Source organism: Syntrophothermus sp. (assembly GCF_013314835.1).
Taxonomy (GTDB): domain Bacteria; phylum Bacillota; class Syntrophomonadia; order Syntrophomonadales; family Syntrophothermaceae; genus Syntrophothermus; species Syntrophothermus lipocalidus.
This window is the reverse complement of sequence record NZ_JABUEX010000002.1, coordinates 25,571-52,275: the sequence shown is the minus strand read 5'-3', so window position 1 is coordinate 52,275 and position 26,705 is coordinate 25,571. Positions and strand designations below refer to the sequence as shown.

29 protein-coding genes and 1 tRNA gene are annotated in these 26,705 nt (G+C 49.2%); 8 read left to right on the top strand and 22 right to left on the bottom strand.

Annotation, left to right across the window (positions count from 1 at the left end):
- Positions 1 to 44: 44 nt before the first annotated feature.
- From HPY90_RS01480 to HPY90_RS01455, 6 genes are all read right to left on the bottom strand, one after another.
- Entirely contained in the window at positions 45 to 473 is a 429-nt protein-coding gene (locus HPY90_RS01480) for an NfeD family protein (protein ID WP_013175665.1), read from the bottom strand.
- Positions 474 to 851: 378 nt separating this feature from the next.
- Positions 852 to 1,775 carry a putative sporulation protein YtxC gene (gene ytxC / locus HPY90_RS01475; protein WP_287190295.1) on the bottom strand — a complete coding sequence of 308 codons (924 nt, stop codon included), beginning with the start codon at positions 1,773 to 1,775 and terminating at the stop codon, positions 852 to 854.
- 175 nt (positions 1,776 to 1,950) lie between these two features.
- Positions 1,951 to 2,721 carry a polysaccharide deacetylase family protein gene (locus HPY90_RS01470; protein ID WP_287190292.1) on the bottom strand — a complete coding sequence of 257 codons (771 nt, stop codon included), beginning with the start codon at positions 2,719 to 2,721 and terminating at the stop codon, positions 1,951 to 1,953.
- A 120-nt stretch (positions 2,722 to 2,841) separates the two neighbouring features.
- Complete coding sequence (locus HPY90_RS01465; RefSeq protein ID WP_287190289.1) at positions 2,842 to 3,021, bottom strand: ABC-2 transporter permease; 180 nt, start codon at positions 3,019 to 3,021, stop codon at positions 2,842 to 2,844.
- Positions 2,936 to 3,364, bottom strand: coding sequence for an ATP-binding cassette domain-containing protein (locus tag HPY90_RS01460; protein WP_287190285.1), 429 nt, complete (start codon positions 3,362 to 3,364; stop codon positions 2,936 to 2,938). Before HPY90_RS01460 ends, HPY90_RS01465 begins: the two co-directional genes overlap by 86 nt.
- Positions 3,342 to 3,863 (bottom strand): MarR family winged helix-turn-helix transcriptional regulator, encoded by a 522-nt coding sequence (locus HPY90_RS01455; protein WP_287190282.1) that lies wholly within the window; start codon positions 3,861 to 3,863, stop codon positions 3,342 to 3,344. The genes HPY90_RS01460 and HPY90_RS01455 overlap by 23 nt, the downstream gene beginning before the upstream one ends.
- A 310-nt stretch (positions 3,864 to 4,173) precedes the next feature.
- Here HPY90_RS01455 and HPY90_RS01450 point away from each other — a divergent pair, with 310 nt between their 5' ends.
- Positions 4,174 to 5,676: a PIG-L deacetylase family protein gene (locus HPY90_RS01450; protein ID WP_287190280.1), complete on the top strand. Its 1,503-nt coding sequence runs from the start codon at positions 4,174 to 4,176 to the stop codon at positions 5,674 to 5,676.
- Here HPY90_RS01450 and HPY90_RS01445 read toward each other — a convergent pair.
- The 7 genes from HPY90_RS01445 to HPY90_RS01415 all read right to left on the bottom strand — a co-directional run bounded on the left by HPY90_RS01445 (position 5,621) and on the right by HPY90_RS01415 (position 14,514).
- On the bottom strand, positions 5,621 to 8,467 hold the full coding sequence (locus HPY90_RS01445) for a glycosyltransferase (RefSeq protein ID WP_287190277.1): 2,847 nt from the start codon (positions 8,465 to 8,467) through the stop codon (positions 5,621 to 5,623). The two genes, HPY90_RS01450 and HPY90_RS01445, sit on opposite strands and share 56 nt — an antisense overlap.
- A gap of 80 nt (positions 8,468 to 8,547) precedes the next feature.
- On the bottom strand, positions 8,548 to 8,793 hold the full coding sequence (locus HPY90_RS01440; RefSeq protein WP_287190274.1) for a Sec-independent protein translocase subunit TatA/TatB: 246 nt from the start codon (positions 8,791 to 8,793) through the stop codon (positions 8,548 to 8,550).
- An 89-nt stretch (positions 8,794 to 8,882) separates the two neighbouring features.
- Positions 8,883 to 9,161, bottom strand: coding sequence for a hypothetical protein (locus HPY90_RS01435; RefSeq protein WP_287190271.1), 279 nt, complete (start codon positions 9,159 to 9,161; stop codon positions 8,883 to 8,885).
- 98 nt (positions 9,162 to 9,259) lie between these two features.
- Positions 9,260 to 10,663: a sensor histidine kinase gene (locus HPY90_RS01430; RefSeq protein WP_287190269.1), complete on the bottom strand. Its 1,404-nt coding sequence runs from the start codon at positions 10,661 to 10,663 to the stop codon at positions 9,260 to 9,262.
- Complete coding sequence (locus HPY90_RS01425) at positions 10,635 to 11,345, bottom strand: response regulator transcription factor (RefSeq protein WP_287190266.1); 711 nt, start codon at positions 11,343 to 11,345, stop codon at positions 10,635 to 10,637. Before HPY90_RS01425 ends, HPY90_RS01430 begins: the two co-directional genes overlap by 29 nt.
- A gap of 80 nt (positions 11,346 to 11,425) precedes the next feature.
- Entirely contained in the window at positions 11,426 to 13,276 is a 1,851-nt protein-coding gene (locus HPY90_RS01420) for an APC family permease (RefSeq protein ID WP_287190261.1), read from the bottom strand.
- 692 nt (positions 13,277 to 13,968) lie between these two features.
- Positions 13,969 to 14,514 (bottom strand): MFS transporter, encoded by a 546-nt coding sequence (locus HPY90_RS01415; protein ID WP_287190526.1) that lies wholly within the window; start codon positions 14,512 to 14,514, stop codon positions 13,969 to 13,971.
- Between the two features lie 382 nt (positions 14,515 to 14,896).
- Between HPY90_RS01415 and ku the strand changes: the two genes are divergently transcribed.
- A complete protein-coding gene (ku, locus tag HPY90_RS01410) occupies positions 14,897 to 15,718 on the top strand; it encodes a non-homologous end joining protein Ku (RefSeq protein WP_287190259.1) in 822 nt (273 codons plus the stop codon).
- Here the strand turns inward: ku and HPY90_RS01405 are convergent.
- Entirely contained in the window at positions 15,713 to 16,651 is a 939-nt protein-coding gene (locus HPY90_RS01405) for an ATP-dependent DNA ligase (protein ID WP_287190255.1), read from the bottom strand. The two genes, ku and HPY90_RS01405, sit on opposite strands and share 6 nt — an antisense overlap.
- An 80-nt stretch (positions 16,652 to 16,731) precedes the next feature.
- Between HPY90_RS01405 and ligD the strand changes: the two genes are divergently transcribed.
- Positions 16,732 to 17,622 (top strand): non-homologous end-joining DNA ligase, encoded by an 891-nt coding sequence (ligD, locus tag HPY90_RS01400; RefSeq protein WP_287190524.1) that lies wholly within the window; start codon positions 16,732 to 16,734, stop codon positions 17,620 to 17,622.
- Positions 17,623 to 17,835: 213 nt separating this feature from the next.
- Here the strand turns inward: ligD and HPY90_RS01395 are convergent.
- Together HPY90_RS01395 and HPY90_RS01390 are read right to left on the bottom strand one after the other, a co-directional pair.
- Positions 17,836 to 17,910: transfer RNA gene (locus HPY90_RS01395), tRNA-Val, on the bottom strand.
- A gap of 120 nt (positions 17,911 to 18,030) precedes the next feature.
- Positions 18,031 to 18,555 (bottom strand): YhcN/YlaJ family sporulation lipoprotein, encoded by a 525-nt coding sequence (locus HPY90_RS01390; RefSeq protein WP_287190254.1) that lies wholly within the window; start codon positions 18,553 to 18,555, stop codon positions 18,031 to 18,033.
- A gap of 309 nt (positions 18,556 to 18,864) precedes the next feature.
- Here HPY90_RS01390 and HPY90_RS01385 point away from each other — a divergent pair, with 309 nt between their 5' ends.
- Together HPY90_RS01385 and pdaB are read left to right on the top strand one after the other, a co-directional pair.
- Positions 18,865 to 19,470 (top strand): polysaccharide deacetylase family protein, encoded by a 606-nt coding sequence (locus HPY90_RS01385; RefSeq protein ID WP_287190251.1) that lies wholly within the window; start codon positions 18,865 to 18,867, stop codon positions 19,468 to 19,470.
- Positions 19,471 to 19,624: 154 nt separating this feature from the next.
- Positions 19,625 to 20,356 carry a polysaccharide deacetylase family sporulation protein PdaB gene (pdaB, locus tag HPY90_RS01380; protein ID WP_013175678.1) on the top strand — a complete coding sequence of 244 codons (732 nt, stop codon included), beginning with the start codon at positions 19,625 to 19,627 and terminating at the stop codon, positions 20,354 to 20,356.
- Positions 20,357 to 20,424: 68 nt separating this feature from the next.
- Here the strand turns inward: pdaB and HPY90_RS01375 are convergent, their stop codons facing one another.
- From HPY90_RS01375 to HPY90_RS01365, 3 genes are all read right to left on the bottom strand, one after another.
- The gene (locus tag HPY90_RS01375) at positions 20,425 to 20,844 is read right to left on the bottom strand and encodes a hypothetical protein (RefSeq protein WP_287190248.1); all 420 of its coding nucleotides are present in this window, start codon (positions 20,842 to 20,844) and stop codon (positions 20,425 to 20,427) included.
- A gap of 198 nt (positions 20,845 to 21,042) precedes the next feature.
- The gene (locus tag HPY90_RS01370; protein ID WP_013175680.1) at positions 21,043 to 21,891 is read right to left on the bottom strand and encodes a hypothetical protein; all 849 of its coding nucleotides are present in this window, start codon (positions 21,889 to 21,891) and stop codon (positions 21,043 to 21,045) included.
- 122 nt (positions 21,892 to 22,013) lie between these two features.
- The gene (locus tag HPY90_RS01365) at positions 22,014 to 22,235 is read right to left on the bottom strand and encodes a hypothetical protein (RefSeq protein WP_287190245.1); all 222 of its coding nucleotides are present in this window, start codon (positions 22,233 to 22,235) and stop codon (positions 22,014 to 22,016) included.
- Between HPY90_RS01365 and HPY90_RS01360 the strand changes: the two genes are divergently transcribed.
- Together HPY90_RS01360 and HPY90_RS01355 are read left to right on the top strand one after the other, a co-directional pair.
- Positions 22,168 to 22,566 (top strand): DUF8837 domain-containing protein, encoded by a 399-nt coding sequence (locus HPY90_RS01360; protein ID WP_502707178.1) that lies wholly within the window; start codon positions 22,168 to 22,170, stop codon positions 22,564 to 22,566. The two genes, HPY90_RS01365 and HPY90_RS01360, sit on opposite strands and share 68 nt — an antisense overlap.
- Positions 22,567 to 22,812: 246 nt before the next feature.
- Positions 22,813 to 24,132 carry a hemolysin family protein gene (locus HPY90_RS01355; RefSeq protein ID WP_287190523.1) on the top strand — a complete coding sequence of 440 codons (1,320 nt, stop codon included), beginning with the start codon at positions 22,813 to 22,815 and terminating at the stop codon, positions 24,130 to 24,132.
- A 157-nt stretch (positions 24,133 to 24,289) separates the two neighbouring features.
- Here the strand turns inward: HPY90_RS01355 and HPY90_RS01350 are convergent, their stop codons facing one another.
- Complete coding sequence (locus tag HPY90_RS01350; RefSeq protein WP_273698406.1) at positions 24,290 to 24,631, bottom strand: TMEM165/GDT1 family protein; 342 nt, start codon at positions 24,629 to 24,631, stop codon at positions 24,290 to 24,292.
- Between the two features lie 18 nt (positions 24,632 to 24,649).
- Positions 24,650 to 24,967, bottom strand: coding sequence for a TMEM165/GDT1 family protein (locus HPY90_RS01345; protein ID WP_013175685.1), 318 nt, complete (start codon positions 24,965 to 24,967; stop codon positions 24,650 to 24,652).
- A gap of 286 nt (positions 24,968 to 25,253) precedes the next feature.
- Here HPY90_RS01345 and HPY90_RS01340 point away from each other — a divergent pair, with 286 nt between their 5' ends.
- A complete protein-coding gene (locus HPY90_RS01340) occupies positions 25,254 to 25,994 on the top strand; it encodes a peptidoglycan-binding domain-containing protein (RefSeq protein WP_287190233.1) in 741 nt (246 codons plus the stop codon).
- Between the two features lie 276 nt (positions 25,995 to 26,270).
- On the opposite strand, the gene HPY90_RS01335 is transcribed toward HPY90_RS01340, so the two are convergent.
- Positions 26,271 to 26,681, bottom strand: a complete 411-nt coding sequence (locus tag HPY90_RS01335) for a secondary thiamine-phosphate synthase enzyme YjbQ (protein WP_287190231.1) — start codon at positions 26,679 to 26,681, stop codon at positions 26,271 to 26,273.
- Between the last annotated feature and the right edge of the window lie 24 nt (positions 26,682 to 26,705).

Sequence of the window (26,705 nt, the reverse complement as noted above, 5' to 3'; positions counted from 1 at the left end):
TTTCACCTCCGGTTTTTTGCCTAACAAACCTTCCTCAAAGGAGCTTACTGGTCTGCGGGTTGGACCCTTACCTTGACTCCTTCCACCGAACGAATAATTACAGGCACACCTTCAGGAATGTCCTGGTCGGCTACAGCCGTCCACACGTCGCCGTAGACCTTGACCTGACCCGTTTCTCGCGGAGAGATAGCTTTGATGACAACCGCTCGTTTGCCGATAAGCGAATCCACGTTACTCCTCACGTCCCTGGTTTCAAAAAACTTCATCGCCAAAGGCCTGGTGAAAACCGTAAAAAAGACGGTAAATCCTGCGAAAACGGCCAGCTGTGCCGCCAGCGATTTAGTCAGGCCAACCCAGGTGAACAAAGCCACCAAAAGCGCAGCCAAAGCCAGCCACAAGAACCAAAACCCGACTGTTAGTATTTCGACGATTCCACACGCCAAAGCTATGACCATCCAGACCACATGGCTCACGCCTACCCCTCCTCTCCCGTGAAGTTGAAGTGACATCGCTGATTTCAGTGCAAGCAGTTGTTCCCGACCCTTCTCGTAGACCTACCTTCGCACAACATCTAACAGGATATTCGCCTTTAGGTCGTACAAATCCTTTATAAACGTTGGGAAAATGTCGGAATTACAGACAACATCCGTAACCAAAACCTAGGAGTGACATAGGAAAGCGACAAAAGAAGATGTTTGAACGGCAGGAAAAGACGGCCAAATTGCCACGACACTACTGATGTCACGACCAGATATAGCAGTAATGCTAAGGTCCATTATGGCTACATGGTATGTTAGTGTTCATCCGCGAACGTCAGTGTGCATCTGTGGTTACATTTTCGGAACAAAAACTTAAACGTCGCCTTTCTTGATCAAGCTTTCGCGGCAACGATCGCATCCGGTACAGGTAACGATTTTCTCCTTGAAGACCTTCTTTATGATCTTTATCGACTCATTGCAAGGCAGGTTTCCACTGCTTCCATGCAAAACAACCCGGCGGGGTGCTAACGTTATCAACACGCTCACCAACACGTCGTCAGTGCTTATATCGTCAGTGAATATTTCCTCCAGACATCCCCGCACATAGGTTTCGTCTAAGGAATTTCCACTTTCATCCCACATCGAGAACCCCCCCGCACCTGTCATCATTAAATTTACTTCCAGCACGCGGGATGGCTGCGAGTCGACAAAGTAGCGCAGTAACTTGACAAATTCGTTATATTCCTTCTCGTTGTTCACTTCCTCCCATGCCAAGTCAACTGCAAACTGTATTTCCTTCAAGTAATCCCTTAAGTAAAAGCTTACAAAACCGTCCAAGATGAGCATGTCATGCTCTAAGAGGTGATCAAGGACCCGGTGAGCTATCCTGCTCTTACGGCCAAACCGCATCAAAAGACTCAGGCTCTCGCTGTCATCGCAACATCTCATGAAACTAAGGGCCTTTTCCAGAATCAACGACCTTTCTTCCGGCAAAAGGCCTCGGTACGTTTTGTCCAGCCTGCGTTTAACCAACTCTTCTTCCCACAAACTGATGATATGTTCCGCCACAATCTCAGCCAACTGGTACTTAAAAATGTACACGAAGTCCTCTTCTCGAAATAAAACCCCTTTCCGTGGATAATGCAGGGTCACCAGCAAACAGTGATACCTGTCCTGCTGCTCGTACCTGGTCTCTATCGAACAACCCCTTTCTTTAAGCCAGTTGAAATTATGGTGCAATTCTCGTTCAAGACTATTAATTGCTATACTACTGGCTATTCGCATCCTGTAAGTCATCGCTAGCCCTCCCTGCAGTTGATACTCTAATTATATGTGAGGGCCAATCCTCCTATACGAACACGCCAACCCCAGAAAAAACTACCTGAGAAGGTACGACTGAACACAACAGGTCTCTGTCTCCAGACTGCATGAAAGGTGTGCCTTTGAGGGGTCTTTATAGTTGTATTGTCTATCACGGTGATGTCTCGGCAGAAGCTAAAAGCTCGGTTAAAGTTACAAACCTGTAACCCATTTTTTGGTATTCATTTATCAGTATAGGCAAAGCCTTTACTGTCAAACTCCGGTCAAGCCGGCCATCGTGGGCAAGAATGATTATTCCAGGATGAGCCTTCCCTACTACCCTATAGGCCATGTCCCTGGGATCCCTAAAAGCGCGGTGTTCCACTCCTATGTCCCATAGAACGGTTTTCATCCCCAGCCTCTGCGCAATTTCCACAACCTGGGTATTGAATAAGCCTCGGGGTGGCCGGAAGTATCGGGGAGCCCTTCCAGCCGTAATTTCGATGACTTTCTGGGTAGTCTCCAGCTCCTTCAATATCTCCGCCGCGTTCTTTTTACCCAAATCCGGGTGAGTATAGCTGTGATTCTCTATCTCATGTCCCTCTTGTAACTCCCTCTTTACTATATCAGGATGCCTTTGGACCGACTCGCCTACCACAAAAAAAGTAGCGTGTACACGGTGTTGTTTTAATATGTCTAACACTTGAGGAGTATAGCGAGGATCCGGCCCGTCATCGAAGGTTAAAGCTACCAACTTTTCCTTGGCGTGAACGTGATGTATCACCCGAGAGTCGAACCAGTACCTGAGAACGAACAGGTTTTGCCCGGAATAGATGTTGTCGGCGGGATAGGCCCATATGTTCTCCTTCAGCCAGACCCCGGTTGTGATCATCGCAGCCAAGGTAACAATCACCTGTAATATGACCTGGCTCGTCTTGCTCACAAAAAACACTCCTATTTTGACTCGTGTTTCATGCTTGTGACTCTCTTTGCCCTATTCCTATCCCGACCAAACCGGGCGTAACCGTACTCCCTATCTGGAAACACCAAACAGTAGACGCGTTTAATAAACGGCCTTGGGATAAAGCCAGGCGCTAATGGTGGCAATAACCAGCACATCTAGAACCAGTATACCGAAGCACCTCAATACTACCGGATTACCCGTGACCAGAAACGAGCGCAGGAGTTCCACCACGTACGTCAAAGGATTTACTCTGGCAATCAATTGAAGCCAGTGCGGCATAATATTCAGCGGATATAGAGCATTTGAGGTAAAGAAAAACGGCATGGTAAAAGTCGACCGAAACAGCCTGGGGCACATAACCGATATATCTACGGGCCAGGCCAGGTTGGGTAACAATGTCGAAGCCCATAACCCAGGCAACGCCGGAAGTAGGAGGTAAGAGGGTTGTGAGCATTCGGACAGTAGTAGTCTTTCCCGCACCGTTAGGTCCTACTACTCCAAAAATCTCCCCTTCCTTTACCGAAAAAGAAACCCCGTCGACTGCCACCTTGGTCCCAAACACCTTGCTCAAGCCTTCTACCCGCAGAGTGTATGCGCCGCTATCCTCGCCGTTTTTTACCAAGCCTATCCCTCCCGTAGCAAGGCGCCTCCAGGTTTGCCCCTTCTTGGCCTTTTCCTTCGGCCCTTATAACATTCAGGCCATTCAACAAAGCCACAAGATTCTCATTCAAGTCATCCAGGTTTAGGCCGTCGCCATGAGCAACTGCCTCTTCCAGGATGAAGGCTCGGTACTTAAAAACCCGCCTGCACAGTTCTTGTCCTTCCGGGTTGGGAGCAAGGTACACCGAGCGCCGGTCCGACTCCTCCCGCCAGCGGTTTACCAGTCCAGCTTCCACTAAGCCATCTACCAACCCGGTGAGGGTTGCGGGGGCCATTCCGAGACGCTTTTGTATATCGCCCATAGTCGTAGGATAATTCTCATTTACGTCTTGAAGAACAATAAACCGGGCCATAGTAAGCCCCTGCTTGGAAAGAAACTTCCTGGTATGCAGATTGATCCTCTGAAAGACCCGCCATAGTAGCTGCTGCAGTTCCTCGACCCTGTCAAAACATCTGCTCATTATTTAGCCTCCCGTATATTTAGGAAACCAAATTATTAGTCCGCTGTCAAGCTGGTAGGCTACAGGAAAATGCGCCGAACCCGGTACAGGGGATTTCTTTGAACTAGCAAGATTAGCTAGCAAAAGCCAAAAAATACCGGACGGGCCAAACCAGTCTCTGCCCATGTATTGGTTCCTAACGGCAAAACATAAGAGAAACAAAATAAGCTAAAATCATCGTATGGCATGCGATAACTCCCGAGAGAGGAGTCAGGCTGACCCGGGCTCCTGGCAAGTAACCGTCGACTTTTTCAGAGGAGTAATAACAGCTATGACCTCGAGAGTAAGAAACATCGCTCTGATGATAACTTTAGTCTTTGGTTTAATTGCTGTCGTTGTCTTCTGTATGGTTCTAGGACATAGAACTATGAATCCGCAAAAAAGTTTGGTTCACAACAGAGTCACCAGTTCACCGAAACATCGAATTCTGATCATAGCCCCGCACCCAGATGATGAAAGTCTTGGGACCGGGGGTCTTATCGCTGATGCAGCGATTAGAGGTGATAAGGTCAAGATCCTTTTCATGACCAACGGAGACGGTTTTCATTTCGGGGCTGAAAAATATACGGGGCGGGCAAAGGTGAACAAAGATGATTACTTGCGTTACGGTTTCCAAAGGCAGAAGGAGGCCATTTGCGCCGCCACTAAACTGGGGATCAGAACCAATGACGTGACCTTCCTCGGTTTTCCTGACCAGGGGTTAGCTTCTATATGGCGCCATTACTGGGATCCAAGCAAGCCGTTCATATCAAGGCAGACCAAGTTTTCTCATGTTCCTTACCCTACGGCCGTGGATTACGGACAGGCTTACTCAGCTCCTGTTCTGCTCGGGGTTTTGGAACGGATAATGATGGAATACCAGCCCACGGATATCTATGTTACCGGTACCTCCGACCGCCATCCCGACCATTGGGCAACTGGTGTTTTTACTCTTCTCGCGATGAGTATGCTAGAAAGTAAGGATCCCTGCTTTTGCCCACATTTGTACACCTTCGATATCCACCGGGCGAATTGGCAAGTAGATTTACCGGTCGGCACAGACAGTGACCTGTCGCTACCCGACTCTTTCTTCGACTATGGAGATGAGTTATACAAGCGTAAGGTGTCACGGAAAGCCTTAGAAGCCAAAAAGCAGGCACTTTCCTGCTATAAAACCCAGGCCATCGTGATGCCCTCGTTTCTTAAGAGCTTTGAGCGGCCATACGAGCTGTTCCGCCTGCACACACCGCGGAGTATTGTCTCTACAAACCAAGTTCCAAAAAACAGCTGGCCGGCATCATCGTTGCTGGCTCTCCACCCGGTTGATCACCCCAAGCGAGAATCGGGAAGCGTGATCAAATCAGCCTACGTCTTGCAACACGGTCCGGACTTATACTTAAAGCTAGTAACCGGAGGCAATTGCTCCCCCGGTACCTCCTACTCAATTAATGTTTGTACAGTGCCGAGCGGTCCTAACGAAGCGATCGAGAGGGTCTCTTTGCGGTTAATACCCAAAACCAGAAGCTATGAATTGGTAGATGTATGGCCTCCACTCAATACCAAAGAAGTCAAAGTGGCTTATACCAAAGACGCTGTTCAGATAAGACTAGCTGGTATTCTTCTGCCAAACGCAAAATATTTCTTGTTCAACATCGACTTGAACAACTACGGGAAAATTGTAGACAGGATACCATGGGAGAGGTTTAATGTTACGCCAAACCGGAACTGGAGAAAACCACTTAACTGTCGGGTTGAGGCTCGACAGCAGGTGGCGGTTTCGCCTCCGTCAATTTAGGAGAAGAAGATTCGTTGCCCCCTTTTGGCTCATCTGCATTGCGTATTTCTACTACGTAGATGACCCGGGGCGCAGCCACAACCCGAGGAAATATCATTCGAGACTTGACAGAATATGTTCTTCCCTCCGGTATGTAGTTCTTAATCTCACTGTAGGTTTGCTGGCTTAGGACCGCAATCAGCTTTCTGCGGGAATAACGGTCTACCATTTTCACCCAAGTCATCCTCGCCTGAGCTCCTTGTCTGCCGCTCTTGTTCGAAACCAACACATAACTTTGATGGCTCAGAGTGAGCAGGTACGGTAACGGCTGATTTTCTAAGGGCAACCGCTGGTCAAGCAATACCATGCTGTTTCTACCAGCTTCCTCGTCCACGATGGACATCACCTTCAAGGCCGCGCGATTTGACAGGTTGGTGGAATCCAAACGCCGGCAGTAAGTGTAGAACGGTATGGCCTGACAGGCTATCACCAATAACAAAACGGCCGTTACCGGTGCCTCGATCGTTTTCGTGTTAACAACTACATCCTTCAGTTTCTGCCGTACGAAAAAAGCACCGGTTACCAAGCCCAGGGATATTAGCACCACAGCGCAGATAACTTCGGGCATAATATAGCGCGTAGCCAGATAGAAGGTGTAGCGATGATTTATCCAAGGAATGACGAGTATCCCTGAAAGCAGCATACTCAGCAGCAATCGCTCTCCTTGACGGTAAGCAAAACAGCATCCGGCCAGAAGCAACACAGATGCCAACACCAGTAAGGGGTTTTGTAGATATTCCCACAGATGGTTGTGACTAGCATACGTCGAACTTACGGCTCGCGTCAATTCGACCAAGAGCTGGGTAAGGTTAACCAGGAACGAATGCAGTCCCGGATGATGTTCCAAGGCATACCCTTTGTGGCCAAGCCAGGTAATGCTGCCGCCACGCGAAATAATGTTGTAATAAATCATGTTGGCATAGCCAGCTAGAAAAACCACCACTGCAGCCGCGTACCATCGCGCGGTTAGTTGGGTTTTGCGGCGAAAGGCAGGAGAAAATACATAGACAGCTGCTGCTAAAACATAAATAATCGCCGAGGAATGGGTTTGTAGAGTGGCGGCCCACAAAAGCGCGGCCGTCAGCAACCACTTACCGTTCTTTTCGTCTTCAGCCTTCAGCGTTGCCAGCAGAGCTAGGGAAAAGAAAAATGGAGTGGTGCTGTTGGCCCAAGCCATATGCGTAACCAGCATGTGCATTCCGTTGGTCAGTAAAAGTGCAGCTGCTAAAATGCCTGTATACCGGTCAAACATTCTTTTCCCTAGAAAGTAAACAACGGCCACAGTTAAAGCCCCGGTTACCGCGACGTATAAACGGGGAAGGTATATGTTAGGGCCAAACAGCTTAAAAAGTCCTGCCAGGATGTAGTTATGCATGGCTCCAATATCGTGAGCCACATTGTGCAACGGCAGAATCTGGCCCCGGTATATAGCGTATGCCAAATTTACCTCTTTCAGTTCATCTATATACCGCGGAACCTGCCACAACCAAGGCAAGCGCACCGCCAGGGCGGTTGCGAATAACATCACCGCAATCAACAGCTCCGTAAGGCAGTTGCCTCTGTCGGGTAACCCGTACACGTTCATCTCTAGAGCTAGCCGGACCCTAAAGACATCCCAGATCATTTGCAGTGGTGCCAGCAGACGGTTTACGCTTGATCCCTCACAGTCCACTGCTGTGACCGGAACTAACACCAGGTCGAAATTCAGTGCCCGTACCAGTGCCAGAACTTCCACATCAAAGGCAAACCTGTTCAATCGTTGACGCCCAAACACCTCGCGGGCTGCCGCCTGAGTAAAGCCCTTTAAACCGCACTGCGTATCCCTTACCCCCGGCAGAACCAAAGCCTGAACCAGCAGATTGAAAGCACGTCCCATTAGGTGGCGCAGAGCTTTTTCATTTCTTAACCGCTTGCCACGTCCCGCATCACGACAGCCTGCAGCTACTTGGTGCCCTTCCCGTAAGGCCGTCACTACCTGTTCAATGTGTTCGACGGAGAAGGTCTCATCTGCGTCAGTATAAACCACATACTCTCCTCGAGAAGCCAAAACTCCGGTCCTTACTGCCGCTCCCTTGCCCAGATTACGCGGATGGCTGATGCACCTGATTATCGGGTACTCCATAGCCAACATCTCGGCCAAATCCCTAGTATTATCTGTGCTGCCGTCGTTTACAACAATAATCTCCACCGGAAAACGCCGTGGTGCCAATTCGGCCAAGCGCTTCAACCGTCCTGGAAGGCGCGATTTCTCATTATAAGCAGGGATCACAATGCTGACCAGGCCAGGCATTACTTCCGGAGCCAGTCGCACCGCACCTTCTGCTTCATCAGTCTCAGTAGAAACAAAAACCCACAGCCGATAGACCATAAAGTTCCAGGTGGCAGAAAACACCGTTCCCAGCAACTTGCCGGTGTTGAGCACGATGTACACAGGGAGGGGTATCCAATATACAAGCGCGGAAATACCGCTGACCACTGCACTATTGATAAGCATACCGACAATAGTGGCCGGTATAAACCGAACTATCTCTTTAGTCTCATGCTTCCCCCTGGTTTGAAAGGTCCAGCGTCGGTTCATGAAATAGCTGTTGGCGGCCGCAACACCAACAGCCACGATGTTTATCAGACCAACCTGCCAACCATCGCGTGCGCCGGTGAAAAAAACCAAAATATTGAACAGCCCGAAATCGATCAAAGTATTGACTACCCCGGTAATGCTGAAGCGAACCAGCTGTCTGCACAAATCTCTCATAAGGGTTTCCGCCTGAACCGCGTCTTCATGGAAGACGATAGAAAAAGCGGATCTACTACCTCCTCAAATGTCCTCTGAAGCTAGTCTCGTGTATCGACCGGTTGTTTTTCCTCAGGGTCTGTTTGAGTCAGCCTGGAATCCGAAACAGCCGGAGGGGCCTCAAAGGCCTGCTTGACTTCTTGCTCGATTCCCGAGGAAGCGCGCCGAAACTCCCCAATGGCTTTCCCAACCGCCTTGCCGACATCCGGTAACTTCCCTGGGCCGAAGATGATCAGGGCAATGACGAGGATCAATATCAACTCCCACGGACCAACGTTCCCAAACATAGGGTATCCTCCTTTTTACTCACTAATACAGCCGGAGCGAGTATCCTGCTCCGGCTGTACTTTAGTTTTCCGCTTTATCCCTCTTCACACTACTTCTTGACAGGCTTCACTGCTTTCTTCGCTTTCACTTTGACGATTTTGTGCCGGTCTTTGACTGCCTTTTTCGCCTTTGCCTTGGTAGTCGCTAGAGCCTTAGCAGCAGCAGCTACCGGGGAAGCATGCGCTTTCTGCTTCGCAACGCTGACCACTTTGGTGGCCGGTTTCGTCGGCTGGACAGGCGTTGATGTGCTGGCCAAAGCCGCCGGTGCCGAACCGAAGATAAAACTACTAAGGGCAAGGACAGCAACTGTGCGTTTGACCTTCTTCATGACACTACCTCCTCGATGTTTTTATGGTTTATCCAGCTACAAGTATAAAGACCATTTATTACAAACTTATTAACGATCGAGGAAGAGATTATAAATTCTCATCCCACCGCTACCGGAAGCACCACCGTTACCTTCGTTCCTTTTCCCCGTAAACTGTCGATGGTAATTTCGCCATCGTGTAACTGCACAATAGCCTTACAGATTGCCAAACCCAAACCGCTTTCCTCGTATTTCCTGGCTCTTGACGGGTCGGCTTTATAGAAGCCGTCGAAAACAAAGGGGAGTTTTTCGGGTTCAATGCCCTGCCCGTCGTCCTCGACGATAATCTTCACTGTCGTTCCACTGTGGAAAGCTCGTACAAAAACGTTGCCGTCTGTAGTAAACTGAAGAGCGTTCTTGACCAAGTTCTGTAGCAGTTGTTCAACACGAATCTTGTCAGCTCGAACCATTATCGGTTCCCCATCAAGCTCAGCATGGATGACATCTCCCTGCTCCGTCGCCAGGTGCAACAGCCTGGTTACTACCCGATGGACGATCTCGCCAAGATCAAACTCAGACTTGTTGATGGAATAGTTCTGCGAGTTTAAGCGAGAGAGGTCAATTAAGTCATTCACCATGTTTTTCATAAACGTAGCTTCCTGATAGAGGAGGCCTAGCACTTGTTTTTGATCTTCTTGGGCAATCATCCCATCCTGCAACGCCTCCAGATAACCACAGATATTGGTAAGAGGAGTTCGAATTTCATGAGAGACGCCGGCTAATAGAGCCTGGCGCCTTTCATTGCTTAGGGCGAGCTGTTGCGCCATCCGGTTTATGTCCTTCGCTACGTCCCCTAGCTCATCCCCGGTAATAACCGGGATCCGGTAACGAAAATCTTCCTGAGAAAACCGTCGAGTACCAGCGAATATCTCCCTAATCTGGCGGGTCATCTTGAGCGATACCCCCAAACTGATAACGACCCCCATCAGCAGGGCTAACAGGGCTCCTTTGATGAGCTGACGGTGCAGCTTTTTCAAAGCCTTTTCGATAGAACCGCTTGGCGATGTGAGAACCAGATAACCCCGCTCACCGTCATTTCTAGGGAGAGAGGTAGCGAAGGCGATCTCCTCATGACCCGTCGGCGACTCGCTCCATTCCCATGAAACGTCTCGCCCCTTTCTGAGTTCCTCTAGCACCTGCTCAGAAAGCGCTACCTTCTGTCCTCGCAGGTCCACCGAGGATAACCGACAGTTACCCTCGAGATCCATAACGTACACGCTTCCTCCAAAACTTCGGGCAATTTTTTGAAGAAAAGCGTGGCTGGCACCCCCGGAGGCCAGGCTATCCTCTACCTTGTCGGACACAATTTGAAGCTGTTCTATGGTCTCCCTGACCAGGTGCTGACGAATAAAGACCGTAGAAGAAGCATCCCATATTATCACGACAACCAGGACAACAGCCACATAGCTTATAAGGAATTTAGCCCATATGCGGTTAATCCTCATCTCCGCTTTTGTTTTCAAGCGGCTTCACCTCGAATTTGTAGCCAACTCCCCATACAGTCTGTATGTAAGTGTAATCGGAATTACTCAGTTTCTGGCGCAGTCGCTTCACATGTACGTTTACAGTGCGGTCGTCCTCTGGACAATGGTAGCCCCATACCTGCTCCAACAACGCACCCCGGGAAAAAACACGCCCGGGATGCCGAGCCAAGCAAGCCAAAAGTTCAAACTCTTTGGGAGTGAGGCTTATAGTCTGAGAGGCACACACCACCTCCCGCCCCTCCAGGTCGATACTGAGACCGGGAAACGTGTACCTGGGCGTTGAAGCGGACGCGGTACCGCAATATCTTCGGCACAAGGCCCTTACCCTAGCCACCAGCTCACGAGGGCTGAAGGGCTTGGTTACGTAGTCATCAGCCCCCAATTCCAAGCCGAGGACCTTGTCAGCTTCCTCATCACGAGCCGTAAGCACGATAATAGGAATGCCAGATTTGCCCCGGACCTTTCTTATGATCTCCCAGCCGTCAAGGCGGGGCATCATAATATCCAGGATTAGCATGTCCGGCTGCTGACTCTGATATATTTCTAAAGCTTCCTGCCCATCTTTGGCTAACAAAACGAAGTAACCCTCCTTGCTCAGGTAGAGCCTGACCAGGTTGGCTATATTGCTGTCATCCTCGGCCACGAGAACTTTGAGGCTCACTACTGTTCCCCTCCTTGATCCCTCCCGCCGCTGCCGAAAAAACAGTCGTGACAAGGGTAGGCGTCTATGTCTTTCCTTTCCTACAAGTCCTGTATATAAAAAGGCATGATTGAAACTACTACGTCCCTCTTGTGAAACATCGCATTGGCTATGAAAAGGCTCGTATTGTTATGCAAAAACAGTTCCCACCAGCGGGAAACGAAAAACTGAGGCAAAAGTATGGTGATAACATCACCAGGGCGCGAAGCATGTTCTTCCGAGTCGATGTATTCCACCAGTGGCCTTATGATTTCCCTATAAGGGGAGTATCTGATGATTAAAGGAATATCCGTTTTTAACAACGTCCATTTCTTTCTCAGCTTATCTGCTTCTCCTTTGTAAATCTCTAAGTGAAATGCAACCACATTGGGAGTCAAGGTTTTAGCGTACCTCAAAGCTTTTACAGTCATCTTGTTAAGGCTATCGATCGGCACTATAACATGATGGGAATACTTGGGAGTAAGGTCCAATCGTTCCAGTTCGTCGTTGGGAATATCCAGTTGAGCTGCTACCGACAGATAGTGCCTCTTAATTCGTATCATTATTAACATGAGTAAAGGAACTACTACCAAGACAATCCAAGCACCTTCGGTGAACTTAGTTATGCTCAGTATAACGACCGTGACAAAGGTAGCAACAGCTCCTAAGCCGTTTATCAAAGCCCGGGAAAGCCATCCGGCAGGCTTGGAACGAAGCCAACGCATCAACATCCCAAACTGGGAAAGGGTAAAGGAAGTGAAAACTCCCAAAGCATAAAGAGGTATCAGAAGGTGCGTATCCCCTTGAAATGCAACAACTAAAATTATGGCCAAAACCGACAGCAGTAATATACCGTTGTTGTAGTTCAGACGATGACCCCGAAGAGCCAGCTGGCGTGGGGCATACCCGTCTAGCGCCATAACTGAAAGCAGCATCGGAAATCCGCTGTATGAAGTGTTTGCAGCCAAAACCAGAATTAAGGCAGTCGTCGCCTGAATGAAGTAAAACATACCTCCGCGGCCGAAAACGTCAGTCGCAATCTGCGCGATAACTGTGCTATGGGGATCTGGTACTGCATGGTATATAGATGCTAGATAGGCTACCCCCCCAAAAGTCGAGGCTACCGCCAAGGCCATAAGAATATAGGCTACCCGGGCATTGCGTACCGTGGGTTTTTCAAAATTTGGCACGGCATTGCTTACGGCTTCTACCCCTGTCAAGGCGGCGCAACCGGCGGAGAATGCACGTAAGAGGAGAAGGAAGGTAACAGCTTGGGTCCCGAAAGAAACATGAGAAGTTGACGGATTAGGCACGTGAGCGTAGCCCATGACATGGTGCTTCCATATTCCAGCTACGATTAAAGCCAGGACGGCGATAACGAAAGCGTAGGTCGGAACACTAAAAACACGAGATGATTCTCTGATTCCCCGCAGGTTACCTACAGCGAGAAGAACAATAACAATGACCGAAATAAGAACCCGATGTGGGAATAGATGGGGAAAGGCAGACGTGATTGCGGCTGTACCCGCACAGGTACTAACGGCAACGGTCAGAGTGTAATCGACGGCCAACGAGGCTCCGGCTACTAGGCCCAACAAAGTATTCAGGTTGTCCTTAGCAACAACGTATGCCCCGCCTCCGTTGGGATAGGCCGCCACTGTCTGCCGGTAGGAAAGGGTGAGAATCACCAGCAAAAGGATGATAATCACCGCAATCCGAGACATCCACAAATAAGAGGCCATACCTACAACAGGAACCAGGACCCACAGGATTTCTTCCACAGCATAAGCCACTGACGAAACCGTGTCACTGGCAAGAATTGGCGTTCCCCAGAAAACGTTAAACTTCTGCTCTTCGAGACGTTCATTTTCCAACTTCTTGCCCAGAACCCAGCGAATAAACTGGTTTATCATATTGACCTCTTATTCCTCCTTTTGCGTCTACTTGCAGTTCTGAGGTTTTAAGAGTACCCGTCGACATGCTGCGACGGTTTCAAGTACTAAACTCGGTCAGCGGCGCCGGAAAACTTTCACAGTACCAGGTATTGGGAAAACCTTATATTCCCAACATCAAGCTTAAGCCTAAGTTGAATTGTACTCCTCCGGAGTCTCCTATTCAACTATTACCACTGTATACATCTATCGCTTCAAAACTCGATATGCGAACCTACCGTGCTTGGTATAACATGCCGTAAAAATGGCTTCCTCGAACACGTCCGTTGTCCTCGAGTTCGAGATTTCTATGCCAAAAACTCATTCGCAGCTGCCGAACAAATACTGTCCTTAATTCAGCTAAGAATGCATTGACGTTTCAAGTAAATGAAATGCGAGGAGTAAGAAGGCGTTGGCGTAGGCAAAGACTACGAACAGGCACAAAGTGAATAAAGAAGAGGCGATCGACGGGCTAAGGAACTTAGAACAATCACCGTGTCCGTTGCTTCTTCATTTGAGATAGCTGCTTTGTCAAGAGTGGCTGTACAGACGACCTTGATGAAGAAAGGCAGCACCACTGTCCACCCAGTATAACATCGAGGCTGTTCGTGATGGTTCAGAATATGCTAGGGGCGGTATCAAGTCCCCTCTCCCGCACCTGTCTTTGAGAGGCTTCAGTGTCCGTGCATCCTAACCACCTCTTCCCAGTTTGGAAGCAGCAACGCCAGCAAAAAAGCGGCTGCTGGCAGCAGGGGCATCACGTGAAACATGGTCGTCAGGCCCCAGTGATCGGCCACCCACCCCAACAGCGTGGTACCAACTCCCCCCATGCCCACCCCGAAGCCCAGGGTGAGACCGGAGGCAAGCCCGACATTACGAGGTAGCAGTTCCTGCCCCAAAACAACCGTCACCGCGAAAGTAGAAACAATGATAAACCCCGTTACCGCCACAGTCAAAATCAACCAAAGATCGGTCAAGCGGGGAAAAAGGTATAACATCGGCATTAGAAGGCCCATGGAAAGCATGATTATCGTTTTCAAGCCCCAGCGGTCGGCTAGAGGACCGCCTACGAGGGTTCCCACAGCCCCTGCCAGAAGAAATAGGGATACGATGTCCGCAGCGTAAGTGTGGCTGTGGTGGAGGCAACGCGTGTAATACTGGGGCAAAAAAGTAATGATTCCAAAATGCGTCCAGGAACGTAATGTTATTACAAGAACCAACAAAATAACAGGAACCAGTGCTTTCCCTATCCTGCTCGACGCGTTTCGATGTTTCCCTGCTATGTTGCCATTCGTAAAGTCAAAAACTGACTAATTGTGTAGAACCATTGAGCCAGAGCAAGGCTCCCGTTAAATGGTATTGATTGTAATGCCTCAATAATTTCTTATCGGGTGCTGGGGAGGTAAGGACTACCATAACTGCTTCGATCAGTCTTAATATGGAAGTATTGGATGCCCAAGCTACCCAACAGGTACAAGCAAAACGCTACGAACACACAGACGAGCGTTCGGGTCACCTTCAAAAATAAACCCATGTTACTGGAAGGATTTCCAGGGATAATCAGTTTCCGAATGAGAAATCTTAAAACAGGAGGTGATAACGGTGCGGGCTTTGTGGAGAGGTTCCATCAGTTTCGGCCTGGTAAACGTGCCGGTAAGAATGTATGCGGCCACCGAGCGGAAAAGCGTAAGCTTCCGACAGATCCATAGGGAATGCGGCACTCCCATACGCTACGAGAAGGTATGCCCTGCGTGCAACCGGAAGGTCGAGGAAGATGAGATAACTCGGGGTTACGAATACGAAAAAGGAAGGTTTGTAATAATCGAGGACAAGGACCTGGAAGCCATACCGGACGAAACCACTCGCACCATCGATATTATAGATTTTGTGGACCTTAAAGAAATAGACCCGGTATATTTTGATCACTCCTATTTTCTCGGGCCCGAGGAAACCGGGCAAAAGGCTTACCTCCTGCTCTTTGAAGCCCTGAGAAAAACCGGCAAAATCGCCATAGCAAAAGTCATGATTCGAGCAAAGCAAAGCCTGGCGTGCCTGAGGCCTTACGGTGAAAACCAGCTGGTGATAGAGACCATGTTTTATCCCGACGAGGTCCGGGATGAGGGGGAAATAACCGTCTCGCCGGGAATAAAGCTGCATGAAAACGAAATCAAAATGGCGGTGCAGCTTATCGATTCCCTAGCTGCCGAATTCAGGCCCGAAAAATACACCGACGAGTACAGGAAGGCCCTGCTCGATATAATAAGGGCCAAAGTGGAGGGTCAGGAGATAAAAATACCCGCTCCCCGGGAGGAGAAGGTTGTGGACCTCATGGAAGCCCTGAAGGCGAGCCTGGCCATGGTGGAAGAGGAAAAAGGAAAAAAACAGCCTGCCGGCCGGGGCAGGAAGAAGAGGGCCATTTCATAACCCCAGTTCCACCCGCTTGATGACCGGGTGTCTGAGATAACCTCTCTCCGTGGAGTCGTAAAATTCCACTTCAACGGAGGCTGACGGTAGTACCCATACGGGATTTTCCCTTCTTTCCACGGCGGGCGGATTGACGAAGGGACAGGTATTTCCGGCCCTCCGGGATAGAAAGTCGTAAAGAGCCCTGCCCGTTTCCTCATCGAGGCCGCTGGAAGCCCGGCCTATATAAATTAAGTCCCCTTCCACAAGCTGGCCGAGAAAGAGGGACCGCACCTGCTTCCCTTCTGCCACAAACCCCCCCACCAGGGCGATGGTCCGCTGGCGGTTTTTAATTTTAAGCCATTTTGCACTTTTCTTCCCGATCTGGTAGGTGCTTTCTAGTCTTTTAGCCACTATGCCCTCCAGGCCCTTTTCCCTGACGATTGCAAAAAGGGCCTTCCCACAGCCCTTGAAGGTATCGGTTACCACCACCGGGTCCGAAGATTTTAAAGTGGATCTCAATATCCCGTCCCGCTGCCAAAAGGGAAGGTCCGCCAGGCACTTATCTTTTAGGTACAGGATGTCAAAGACCACATAGGTCACCGGTATTCTGGTGGCCAGGTGGTTTATGGTGCGCGCGTCGGTGGCCCGGTCACGCCTCATCAGCTGGTGGAAATTGGGCTTGCCGCCGGAAAGGGTTACGATTTCCCCGTCCAGCACGGCGCTTGTGCCCCTAAGGGCCTCCTTCAACGCATCGGCCACTTCGGGATACTGGGCGGTGCGCTTTTTCATCTTCCGGGTGAAAAGTTGCACCGGGCCGTCTAGGTGGGCTATTATCCTTGTTCCGTCCCACTTTATCTGAAAACCGTAGTTTTCATCGTCAAAGGCCTCCGGGTGGAGGACCGGTTCCATGGGAATGAAGGGGGTTCCCGGCTTTATCACAGACATCACCATACATATTCTGCCCCTTTTAGAAGAAATTAAAGAAACAAGGTAAATACTATAGTAATACCGGGGAGGTGTTGCGTTTGCCGGTGGTAGTCGTAGAAGGCGAAAAGCTGGAACTGACAAACCTCTCAAAGGTGATGTGGCCTGAGGAAAATATAACAAAAGCTGATTTTATCGATTATTGCCTGCGGATAGCTCCCTACATTCTACCCCACCTCAAGGACCGCCCCCTGGTTTTTACGCGCTACCCCGATGGAATATACGGCAAGGCTTTTTACCAGAAAAACGTACCCGATTACGCCCCGGACTGGATCATGACTTACGATGAAGAAAGTAATGCCGGCCACCGGAGGAAGCTGATAAGGTATGCACTCATAAATGATGTGAAAAGCCTTATCTGGGCCGCCAACCAGGCCAGCCTGGAGATGCATTCCTGGCTTTCCCGGGTGTGGACTATCGACTACCCTGATTTCGTGGTCTTCGATCTGGACCCCATGGAAAATACAGGTTTCGAGGATGCTCGGCAGCTGGCGCTAGCCCTGAAAAGATTGCTCGAGATGGAAGGGCTGAAGGGCTTCCCTAAGACTTCCGGCGCTACTGGCCTGCAGGTCTACGTGCCGGTGGAGGCCAGGTACACTTACCTGCAGGTCAGGACCTTTGCCGAATTTTTCTGCAGGGTGCTGGAAAAGACTTTTCCGGAAAAAGCCACGACGGAAAGGAGCATAAAAAACCGCAGGGGTAAAGTATACCTAGATTATCTGCAAAACGTGAAGGGCAAAACCCTGATAGCACCGTACAGCCCAAGGCCTCTGGCAGGAGCAACGGTTTCCGCACCGGTTACGTGGGATGAACTGGAAGACGGCGCGGTGCCCTCTATGTTCAGCATCCGGAACATGGCCGAAAGGCTGGAAAAGATAGGGGATCTGTTCAGGGGCGTCCTGGAAGAAAAGCAGCGCATAGACCGGTGGTTGCAGTAACAGCTTCAGGATTATTTTAACAATTTCGTGGGGCTTGGCCGTTTGCGGCTATTCTTCGAACTCGAGTTTGTGACTCCATTTGTTACTCCCTCGTTACTCCGCATAGAAGAAAAGTCCGAGATCTAGGAATTCGTCGAAGGACAAATCTTCTGCCGTATTTTTTCTACAAACTAAAAAAAATCCCGACATATCGGGATTTTCTCGTGTTCAATATGGTGGGCGCTACAAGACTCGAACTTGTGACCCCTTCCGCGTCAAGGAAGTGCTCTCCCTCTGAGCTAAGCGCCCACTTGTTCCACGTTTATAATATTACCACGTATTTTCTAAAAATCAAGCACCATTCCCGGTGCTTGTTTCAATACGAATTGCTCATTCTCTCCTGTTAACCGAGGTTCCACCCGGTCTTCATTACCTGGATGTAGGTTTAATCCTCCTCGCCAGTTCCTTTATCTCGTTGGCAAACCCGGATATGGGCCGCCCTTTAGCGATCGCACTGGCCAGGTCGCGGATGCGCTTGACCAAATCCGGATCACTGGTCACGTTAACGGTCGATAGCCGGGGCTCAGCTGACTTGAGCTTTTTCTCCACTTCCTTTTTAACCTTATCGGTTTGGGCTCCTTTAACGTCCGGGGTCAGATTCACACCTACATAGGCGTTCGGTTTGGCTCCAGTGGTATCGACAACTACGTAAGCTTTGTTGACGCCTTTCACTTTCACCGCTTCCTGAGCCAAGCATTTGGCTATTCGGTCGGCTTCGGTTGCGGTAATGGTTGATGTTACGGGCTTCTTCTGGGGTTGCGTTACCGTTTTTCGAACGGTGGCGGGTTTCTTGGCTGGAGTCGTCTTTTGCGACTTCTCACACCCAATTGCCCCGGTAAGAATGAACAACAGCGTTGTAATCAAAGTTAACACGCGAAGCCAGCTTTTTTTCATTTCAGCCCTCACCTCCTTTCCTTATCATAGTTTGGTGAGAAGTCGACCATATGAAACTGGAAATTATTCACGGCATTGACTAGTAGTACACAAAATAGAATTTTGACAAGAAGGGTTCGCCCTGAAACACCTTCATCGGCAAATTCGGTCTATCGATAGGGGTGTTGAACCTTGATTCTCTTGCTCCGCAAAAGAACATGTATCGTTATTCTGGGGCTCTTATTTCTTCTGACGCTTTCATTGTTGGTGAGATTTGTCTTGCCTTGTAAGACTGTGCCCAGTACTGCGATTCCGAACGTGGTGCCAGAAGTGAAAACATCCACCTTGGTCATTGCCATGACCTTTGACGACGGTCCTGATCCTGAAGGGACACCTGCCGTCTTACAAGTTCTGAGCAAACACCAGGCTAAAGCTACTTTTTTTATGATAGGCAAACAAGCCGAAAAATATCCGGACCTAGTTCGACGGGTTCACCTTGAGGGGCATGAGATTGGTAATCACGGATATCTTCACAGTTACTCGCTTTACCGGAATGTCTCGAAAGCTATGAAAGACATTGAAGAAACCCAAAACCTCATTTATCGTTTGACCGGTCGTCGGCCTGCTCTTTACCGTCCTCCTGGCGGGTATATTTCCGAGGAACTAGCCCTGGCCCTAGCTAAAAAAAGCATCACAGTCGTCACATGGTCTTGGATACAAGATACCAAAGACTGGCGTTCGCCGCCAGCCGATATTCAAGCCGGACACATACTACACTACGCCAAACCTGGTCAAATACTGATTTTTCACGACGGCGGGCCCAACCGCGGGGAGACTATCAAGACCGTGGACATTTGCCTCGCTAAATTAACCTCCCAAGGCTACCGGTTTGTAACCGTCAGCGAGCTCATTCAGATGAAGGGAAACCAGGAATAAATACACACGATAGTAAATACCCATTAGAGTAGGAATGGCCTATAGCGTAACAAGAGAGTTCATTTTTTGGCCACCTTATCCTCATAAGGCCCTCAGCGTGAGGCGAAGCACACGCCCGTTTTTCACGTCTAGCCATTAAAAAAGGGGGATGACGATGAGACCGGCAGTCTTCGGTTTCTATCATATGACTCGAAAAGCCAAACTTACAATTCTCACCCTTGCCGTGACAGTCTTCTTCACCACCGGCGTGGTGTATGTCCAGGCCTATCACAAGTTGAAGCCAATATTCGAAGTCCCTACCAATAAAAAAATCGTTGCACTAACTTTTGATATCAGCTGGGGTAATACAACACCTATGCCTGTAATCGAAATCCTTAAAAAAGAGGCAGTTAGGTGCACGTTTTTCTTGTCAGGTCCTTGGGTGCGACAGTATCCGGATATACCGCAGAGGATAAAAGCTGACGGGCACGAAATCGGAAGTCACGGCAATCGTCATGTAAACCTTTCTACCCTCTCCAAAGCGGAGATCAAGAAAGAAATTGAAGAAGCTCACAAAGCTATTCAAGAGGTAACCGGGATAGAACCGAATCTAATCCGCACCCCTAACGGCGATTACAACGACACAGTCATACAGACCGCAGAAGAATGCAACTACCGAGTTATCCAATGGAGTGTTGATTCGTTAGACTGGATGAATCCCGGCGTCGACATCATAGTGGAAAGAGTTACCAAGAAGGTCCACCCTGGGGCTATTATTCTAATGCACGCCAGTGATACCTGTAAGCAGACTACCGAGGCCTTGCCTAGAATAATCCAAGGACTGAAAAGAGAAGGTTACGAACTGGTAACGGTTTCTGAATTACTTAGGGAAGCAGAGAAACATTGATGTTCCGGGAAATATCCTTGCAATACACATACAGAACTAAAGCTGGGCTTCATTGCCCAGCTTTAGTTCTATTCACCAAACCTATTTATCATTTCTAACACCATTCGTAAGAACGGCTTCAAGTCCTCCCGAGCCCGGATTCCTGCCTTGAAGCCCATTTCTGGGAACTTCCCGCGGCTCCTGATTTTCACTTCTATAGTGCAATAAGCATTATCTATACCTTCGTCGGCTTCTAAACCCTCATCATCGTTTTCATCCCAGTCTTCGTCATCAAGTTCCTCGTCTTCATCGATGGAGTCGCAGAATTCTTCGGCCTCTCCTAACTGCAGGTTTTCATTTTCATCCAATATCTCTGATACTATCCACAGTATGTCCGAGCAACTCAAGTTCATCTCGTCCCGCAGACGAAGAATCTCGTTTGCCACTGGGGTTATCTTCAACAGATCCGACAAGTTCACTGGTTCACCCTTTTTCCATCTGTCTTTCACCAGCCTCACCTCCAAAGCTAACACTACAACCGACCCCATTCAGATTATACCATACTCTAATTCCTCCCCTTTGTCCATAATCAATTTCATCTTTTTGTTACTAATATATGTAAGGCCCGGATCAGAAAAACCGGGAGTTTTTCCCGGCTGTTAAATCTTAACCGGTCCACCATCCGTCCAACCAACAGTTTGCGCTATTCATTTCAGCCCATCGGCAGACTGAAGGAAATCTCGCAGCTCTCTCACCACCACGGGCAGTGGAACTATTCTTTCCTCCACCCGGGTAACCTTGCGGCCGTAGAAGTACATCTCGTCTCTCCGCTCACCCAAACCTCGGTCAGCGCGGGCAAAACCCTCTATCCCAGACAGCCATTTTCTGGCAATCGACAAAGGCAGGTGGAAGCAGAACCGATAATTATCGCTTTCGATGATGAATTCTACCAATGAATAATACTCCCGTTCCAGAACTTGCACCTCGCACTTCGAACAATAGCCGTGGTGTTCAACGTATTCCCTATACGAGTACCCGTTCGACCGGGCTGTACTACAACAGTCCTCGCACAACCATACGTGAACCTTGTCTTCACCAATCAAATACACGCACCGGACCTGATCCGGGTACCGGTTAACTATACGCTCCAAAACCTGGCTTTTCAAAGGATATAGTTCATCGCGTTTTTCTGGATAAGCCTTGGCATAATGATTCAAATGAAAAAGGTAGTAGCAGGCTTTTAACAGGTGGAAATCCGGGAGATCAGCTATCATTCCTATAAATCTATCGTGGCGCCGGGCAACAACCTGCCGCTTTTTCCATTCCCAGGCGGAGACCTTAGTCCTCGCCTTGTCCCTGGTCTTTATTTCCCTTATCTCAGCCAGTACTTCAGCCACATCTATCGATTCCAGCTGGTTTTCGGCAAACAAATACCCGATTCCTCCGCTCCTGCAGCGATAAGTATCGGCCACCGGTAGATAACCGTAGTCCACCATATCTTGGACCTGACTGTTAGTAATTCTCAGTTTTTTAGCTACCTCACTGGTTTTCAACACGCACGCTCCCCCCAGGTTACCGTTTAAATCAAATAAACCCCCTGGCTTTTCACGCGTTTTATATAGAATACAACAAAAATGGGTAAAGATAAATCATACCGAAACCCGCGGTCGTTAGGAGGTCACGGCGTGCAAAAGAACTGGTCTACTGTTTTTGCTCTTTTCCTTTCGTGCCTTATCATCTCCCTGATCGTCTCTCGCTGGCTGGTACCCTTCCCCCCACCGGCAAAGAAACCTGTGCCCCCCGCTCCCTCCCAGCCCTCACCCACATGGGTAATGGTCATTAACCTGGCCAAGCAACAATTGGCTACCGCGTATACAGAGTCACCCGGTTCCCGGCCCACAGCCAGCGGCCAGCCTTATCGTCTTGGTTCAGTAGCCGTACACCCAAAAACACCTGGAGGTAACCCCTTGGACCCGATCATCCCTTTCGGCACTACCATTCACCTTCTCAACCCGGGATACATGACTATTGGGGGGCAGAAATTCACCGACTTTGAAGTCACAGATACTGGCGATGTGAACTGGTCCCTACGCGGGGAATCGCCTTTTTGGATCGACGTTTATTACGGCCCTACCAGCAACTGGACCTTTCAGCAAGCTTCTCAACACGGAGTAACCCGTGTAGACTTTTACTGGTTTCACCTAGTTAGTCATTCGGGGCAAGCTGATTGACTGGGCCCTTGCCCGGCCGGCGAAAAGCTGCATAGCGGTTTGCCTGAAGCAAAATGCTGATTGTATAATATTGGAATCGTTTTGCTAATGCAGTACTTTATATTCGTCAGTAAGAATGATAAAATCATAGTCAATAACAACAGTGCGGCTTGTCCAGATCTGGATATTGATAACTGAATATATTAGATGCAGGAGCGACGGGATTACGAGAAGGAGGAATCAACGATAGACATCTGGAGTATATCCATGTTGCTTTTGGCCGTGGGGTTAGTAGCCTTGAACGCGTTTTTTGTAATGAGTGAATTCGCGCTAGTAAAGGTTCGAAGAACCCGCTTGCAGGAACTCGCCGACAAAGGGAGCCGTAAAGCGCGACTGGCTCTGGAAGCGGTTGAAAAGATATACCCTTATTTGTCGGCAGCCCAGTTGGGAATCACCATGGCCTCGCTTGGATTGGGTTGGATAGGGGAACCTGCTATTGCCCGCTTGATTAGCCCGTTGTTTGTCGACTTGACAGAATGGTCGCCAGTTTACACACACACAGTCGCCGGGATAATAGCTTTTATTCTGATAACTCTGTTTCACATCGTTCTGGGAGAACAAGTGCCCAAGTCCGTTGCCATAGAAAAAGCAGAGGGGATTGCCTTCTTCGTCATCAGCCCTTTGCGGTTCTTCTATCGCTTGTTCTACCCAATTGTATGGGCCTTTAATGAAGTTGCTCGTCTTATACTGGGAACCATGAACATTAAGCTGGCAAACGAAGCTGACCTCGCCCACACCGAGGAAGAATTGCGCATGCTGGTTTCGGCAAGTCAGGAACAAGGCTACCTCGACATCGTTGAAGGCAATCTTCTAAGTAAGGTATTCACTTTTTCGGATCGCGTGGCTAGAGAAGTTATGGTACCACGCCAGGACATAATCTGCTTGTATACAGATGACACTTATGAAGAGGTGCTGGAACTCATCCGGCAGCATGGCCATACCCGCTATCCCCTCTGCGAAGGCGACAAGGACCACGTAATCGGACTCATTCATATCCGCGACATTCTCGAGCTCGCGGGATCTCCCCTTTCCCTAAACATCGCTGACCTTAAGCGTGACATACTCATCGTCCCTGAAGGGATGCTTATCGCTGAACTAATGCAGAAAATGCGCCAATCTCGAACCCATATGGCCATCGTAGCCGACGAATTCGGCGGAACTGCGGGTCTGATCACCATGGAAGATATTTTGGAAGAACTCGTGGGCGAGATTTATGATGAATTTGATCTGACGCCTCCGGAAATTGTCAAGAATGAGGAAGGAGAGTACGTCATCAGTGGGCGCGTCCTTTTAGAGGAACTGGAAGATTTCCTGGACATCGATTTCGATGAGGACGATGAAGTCGATACCATCGGCGGTTTGATATTCTCCCTCCTGGGTAGAAAACCGCAAGCGGGCGATTACGTTGACATAGGTAAATACCGTTTTGAAATTTCTGAAGTGGATGGTATGAGAATTCTCAAGGTACGGGTATACGAAATATCGCCTCCTGATTTGGGATCAGGTTCCGAAACCCCGGTTGGCTGAATTAGAACACAGACGAGAATGGAGGCCAACTATGAAATCTAGAAAAGAGTTGTTCTTTTTCGTGCTCACCACAATCGTGCTCGTAGCGGGGATGATAGGTTTTTTGGTAGTGCTTGCGAGGTAAAGCGGGAGCCCATCGATGTTCCCGGGCTCCTGTCTAACCGTGTAGCATACCGCCCTGTTGAACTGGCTGCCGGCTGTTAGTTCTGGCCCGTACGCGGAAATGATTGATGAGGTTTAGTCCACCCAAAACCAAAAAAATGAAGCCGGTAATCCGGTTAAAAGTACCCGGGCCTATGCGTCGGGCTAAATGTGCTCCTACGGTAACCTCGATGATCACGCATGAGGTTAAAGCCAAAAGACTTGCAGCCAAGATGAGCCAGCGTTTACCGGGGCTGTTGCTGCTCATAAGGAGAACTGCCACCTGAGTTTTGTCCCCTAATTCACACATGGCAATCAGAATATAGGTTGTTACCAACGTGATGATCTGGTCATGCACCCTGCGTCCCCTCACTTTTTAACCGAGCTTCATCGCTTGGATTTGTCCCACCATCCCGCCAACCAACATCAAGCCCAAAGCCACAAATACGATACCTGTAAGTATCCTAATAGTGTCCGGCTTGATAAACCTAGCGATTATCTTGGTACCAACTATCACCTCTATAAAAGAGGCGCAGCCCAGAGCCAGGGCTGATCCCAAGCCAACCCACCACAGGTGTGCTGGTTTAGCCCCGGCCAACAGCATGGTGGTGATTTGAGTCTTATCACCCATTTCGGACAAAAACACGACCCCGAAAGCCAGCAAAAAAAGACGCAAACCATCGCTTACCGCCAAAAACTTCGCCCCCTTGATGATTCGCTTGTTTTTCAGTTAACCCTCGCGCCCCCCCACCCGTACTCAACTGTGAAGACCTGGCACAATCTGACGGGCAGGCAAATCAAGTGTCCACGAAAACTTCAACGTTGTCACAAAAGAGAATAAGACTGAGCAGGGTCTTCGGGTCTACACAGTACCATTACACAGTACTATATGTGGTCTGTACCCAGAGTGTTACCATAACGCGAACCGTTCTGCCCTAATCCACATATTATATAGCAACCGACACGAGAGGAGGTTACTTATGCCCTACGCCGACGGATTAACTTACTATTACTTCGGGAGCAGACTTCTCCGCTTGACCAGCCCTTATACCCGCGGCACCGATGTGAAAGTCCTGCAATCGCTGCTCAACTACTTCAAAGATCCTCTGGGTATACAGCTTTTGACCGAAGACGGTATCTTCGGGCCGAAAACCGAGTCAGCAGTAATCAAGTTTCAGCAATATGTTCAAATAAGCGTGGACGGAATTGTCGGCCCTCAGACCTATTGGTGTTTGGGACAGCCGACGGGCAAGTACGCACAGGGCAGGGTGTTCGGGGCTCGCACTCTAAGGCGAGGCAGCAGGCACACAGATGTATGGATTCTCCAAAACCGGCTTAACGCCAAGGCTAAGAAATACGCCGTTGCTCTGGGAGGCCCAGCTGACGGCAACTTCGGTCCTAAGACCGAAACCGCGGTTAAGCTTTTCCAGGGAGATTCTGGAATCTCTGTTGATGGAGTAGTGGGTCCGTTAACGTTCAACCAGCTTTTCACCCGCACCTTTATGGGAGGCAGGAATTTGCAAAAAGGCAGGAACGGCATCGATGTTTTCGCCTTGCAGAAAAAGCTGGTAGCTTTGTCGTATAATCCAGGACCTTGTGACGGTAAGTTTGGACCCAAAACCGAAGCGGCACTCATAAAATTTCAAAAAGATGCCGGCATAGCCCCAGATGGAATCGCAGGTCCCCAGACTTATTACAGCCTGGGCATAAGAGGAACCTAGTTTTTGCCTTGAAAAGTAGCCACAGATACACACGGATGTCGATAGATGAACACAGATTTTCCTTGATAAAACATATTGTTTGGCTACTTTCGAAATATCCCGTGTGAATCATCTAAAGTGGTAACACCGTTCGATGTCCTGGGAATCCGTTCCAAAACCGAGCCAAAGATTCAAGAGCTACCTCGGCGCCCGTCCGGCACTCAAAGATTATTCTGATTTGCTTGCGATTGTAACCCGTTATCCATCTCCTAGCTAACATTCTCACTCATGTCAGCCTTATTGAGTGCCGGACGAGGGCAATATTTTTACCCACACCTTGCGCTGGCGAGGTCCGTCGAACTCACAAAACATTACGCCTTGCCAAGTACCCAACACTAAATGACCGTTATGTATCAATACGTTTACCGAGGACCCAACTAAACTGGCCTTGATATGAGCATCCGAATTTCCTTCCAGGTGCTGGTAATAGCCGGTTTTGGCCGGAATTATCTGGGCCAAAGTCGACAGTATGTCCTGTTTTACTGTGGGATCCGCGTTCTCGTTAATGGTGATGCCCGCGGTGGTATGAGGCACAAACACTGTTACGACTCCGCTGGTAACCCCTGATGATGCAACTAATTGCTCAATATTCCCGGTAATATCTATGATCTCCGTTCTCTGTCTCGTTTTAACACTCACAGTAAACATTGGTTTCACCTCCTTAGCATCCAA

What these genes read in the sequence shown, in the direction of transcription:
- ytxC (WP_287190295.1), bottom strand. Translation starts at nt 1,775, where the DNA reads ATGACTTACAGGATGCGAATAGCCAGTAGTATAGCAATTAATAGTCTT.
- HPY90_RS01465 (WP_287190289.1), bottom strand. Translation starts at nt 3,021, where the DNA reads ATGCCGCACTGGCTTCAATTGATTGCCAGAGTAAATCCTTTGACGTAC.
- HPY90_RS01455 (WP_287190282.1), bottom strand. Translation starts at nt 3,863, where the DNA reads ATGAGCAGATGTTTTGACAGGGTCGAGGAACTGCAGCAGCTACTATGG.
- HPY90_RS01450 (WP_287190280.1), top strand. Translation starts at nt 4,174, where the DNA reads ATGACCTCGAGAGTAAGAAACATCGCTCTGATGATAACTTTAGTCTTT.
- HPY90_RS01445 (WP_287190277.1), bottom strand. Translation starts at nt 8,467, where the DNA reads ATGAGAGATTTGTGCAGACAGCTGGTTCGCTTCAGCATTACCGGGGTA.
- HPY90_RS01440 (WP_287190274.1), bottom strand. Translation starts at nt 8,793, where the DNA reads ATGTTTGGGAACGTTGGTCCGTGGGAGTTGATATTGATCCTCGTCATT.
- HPY90_RS01435 (WP_287190271.1), bottom strand. Translation starts at nt 9,161, where the DNA reads ATGAAGAAGGTCAAACGCACAGTTGCTGTCCTTGCCCTTAGTAGTTTT.
- HPY90_RS01420 (WP_287190261.1), bottom strand. Translation starts at nt 13,276, where the DNA reads ATGATAAACCAGTTTATTCGCTGGGTTCTGGGCAAGAAGTTGGAAAAT.
- HPY90_RS01405 (WP_287190255.1), bottom strand. Translation starts at nt 16,651, where the DNA reads ATGGTGATGTCTGTGATAAAGCCGGGAACCCCCTTCATTCCCATGGAA.
- HPY90_RS01390 (WP_287190254.1), bottom strand. Translation starts at nt 18,555, where the DNA reads ATGAAAAAAAGCTGGCTTCGCGTGTTAACTTTGATTACAACGCTGTTG.
- pdaB (WP_013175678.1), top strand. Translation starts at nt 19,625, where the DNA reads ATGAGACCGGCAGTCTTCGGTTTCTATCATATGACTCGAAAAGCCAAA.
- HPY90_RS01360 (WP_502707178.1), top strand. Translation starts at nt 22,168, where the DNA reads ATGGTCATTAACCTGGCCAAGCAACAATTGGCTACCGCGTATACAGAG.
- HPY90_RS01355 (WP_287190523.1), top strand. Translation starts at nt 22,813, where the DNA reads ATGTTGCTTTTGGCCGTGGGGTTAGTAGCCTTGAACGCGTTTTTTGTA.
- HPY90_RS01340 (WP_287190233.1), top strand. Translation starts at nt 25,254, where the DNA reads ATGCCCTACGCCGACGGATTAACTTACTATTACTTCGGGAGCAGACTT.
- HPY90_RS01335 (WP_287190231.1), bottom strand. Translation starts at nt 26,681, where the DNA reads ATGTTTACTGTGAGTGTTAAAACGAGACAGAGAACGGAGATCATAGAT.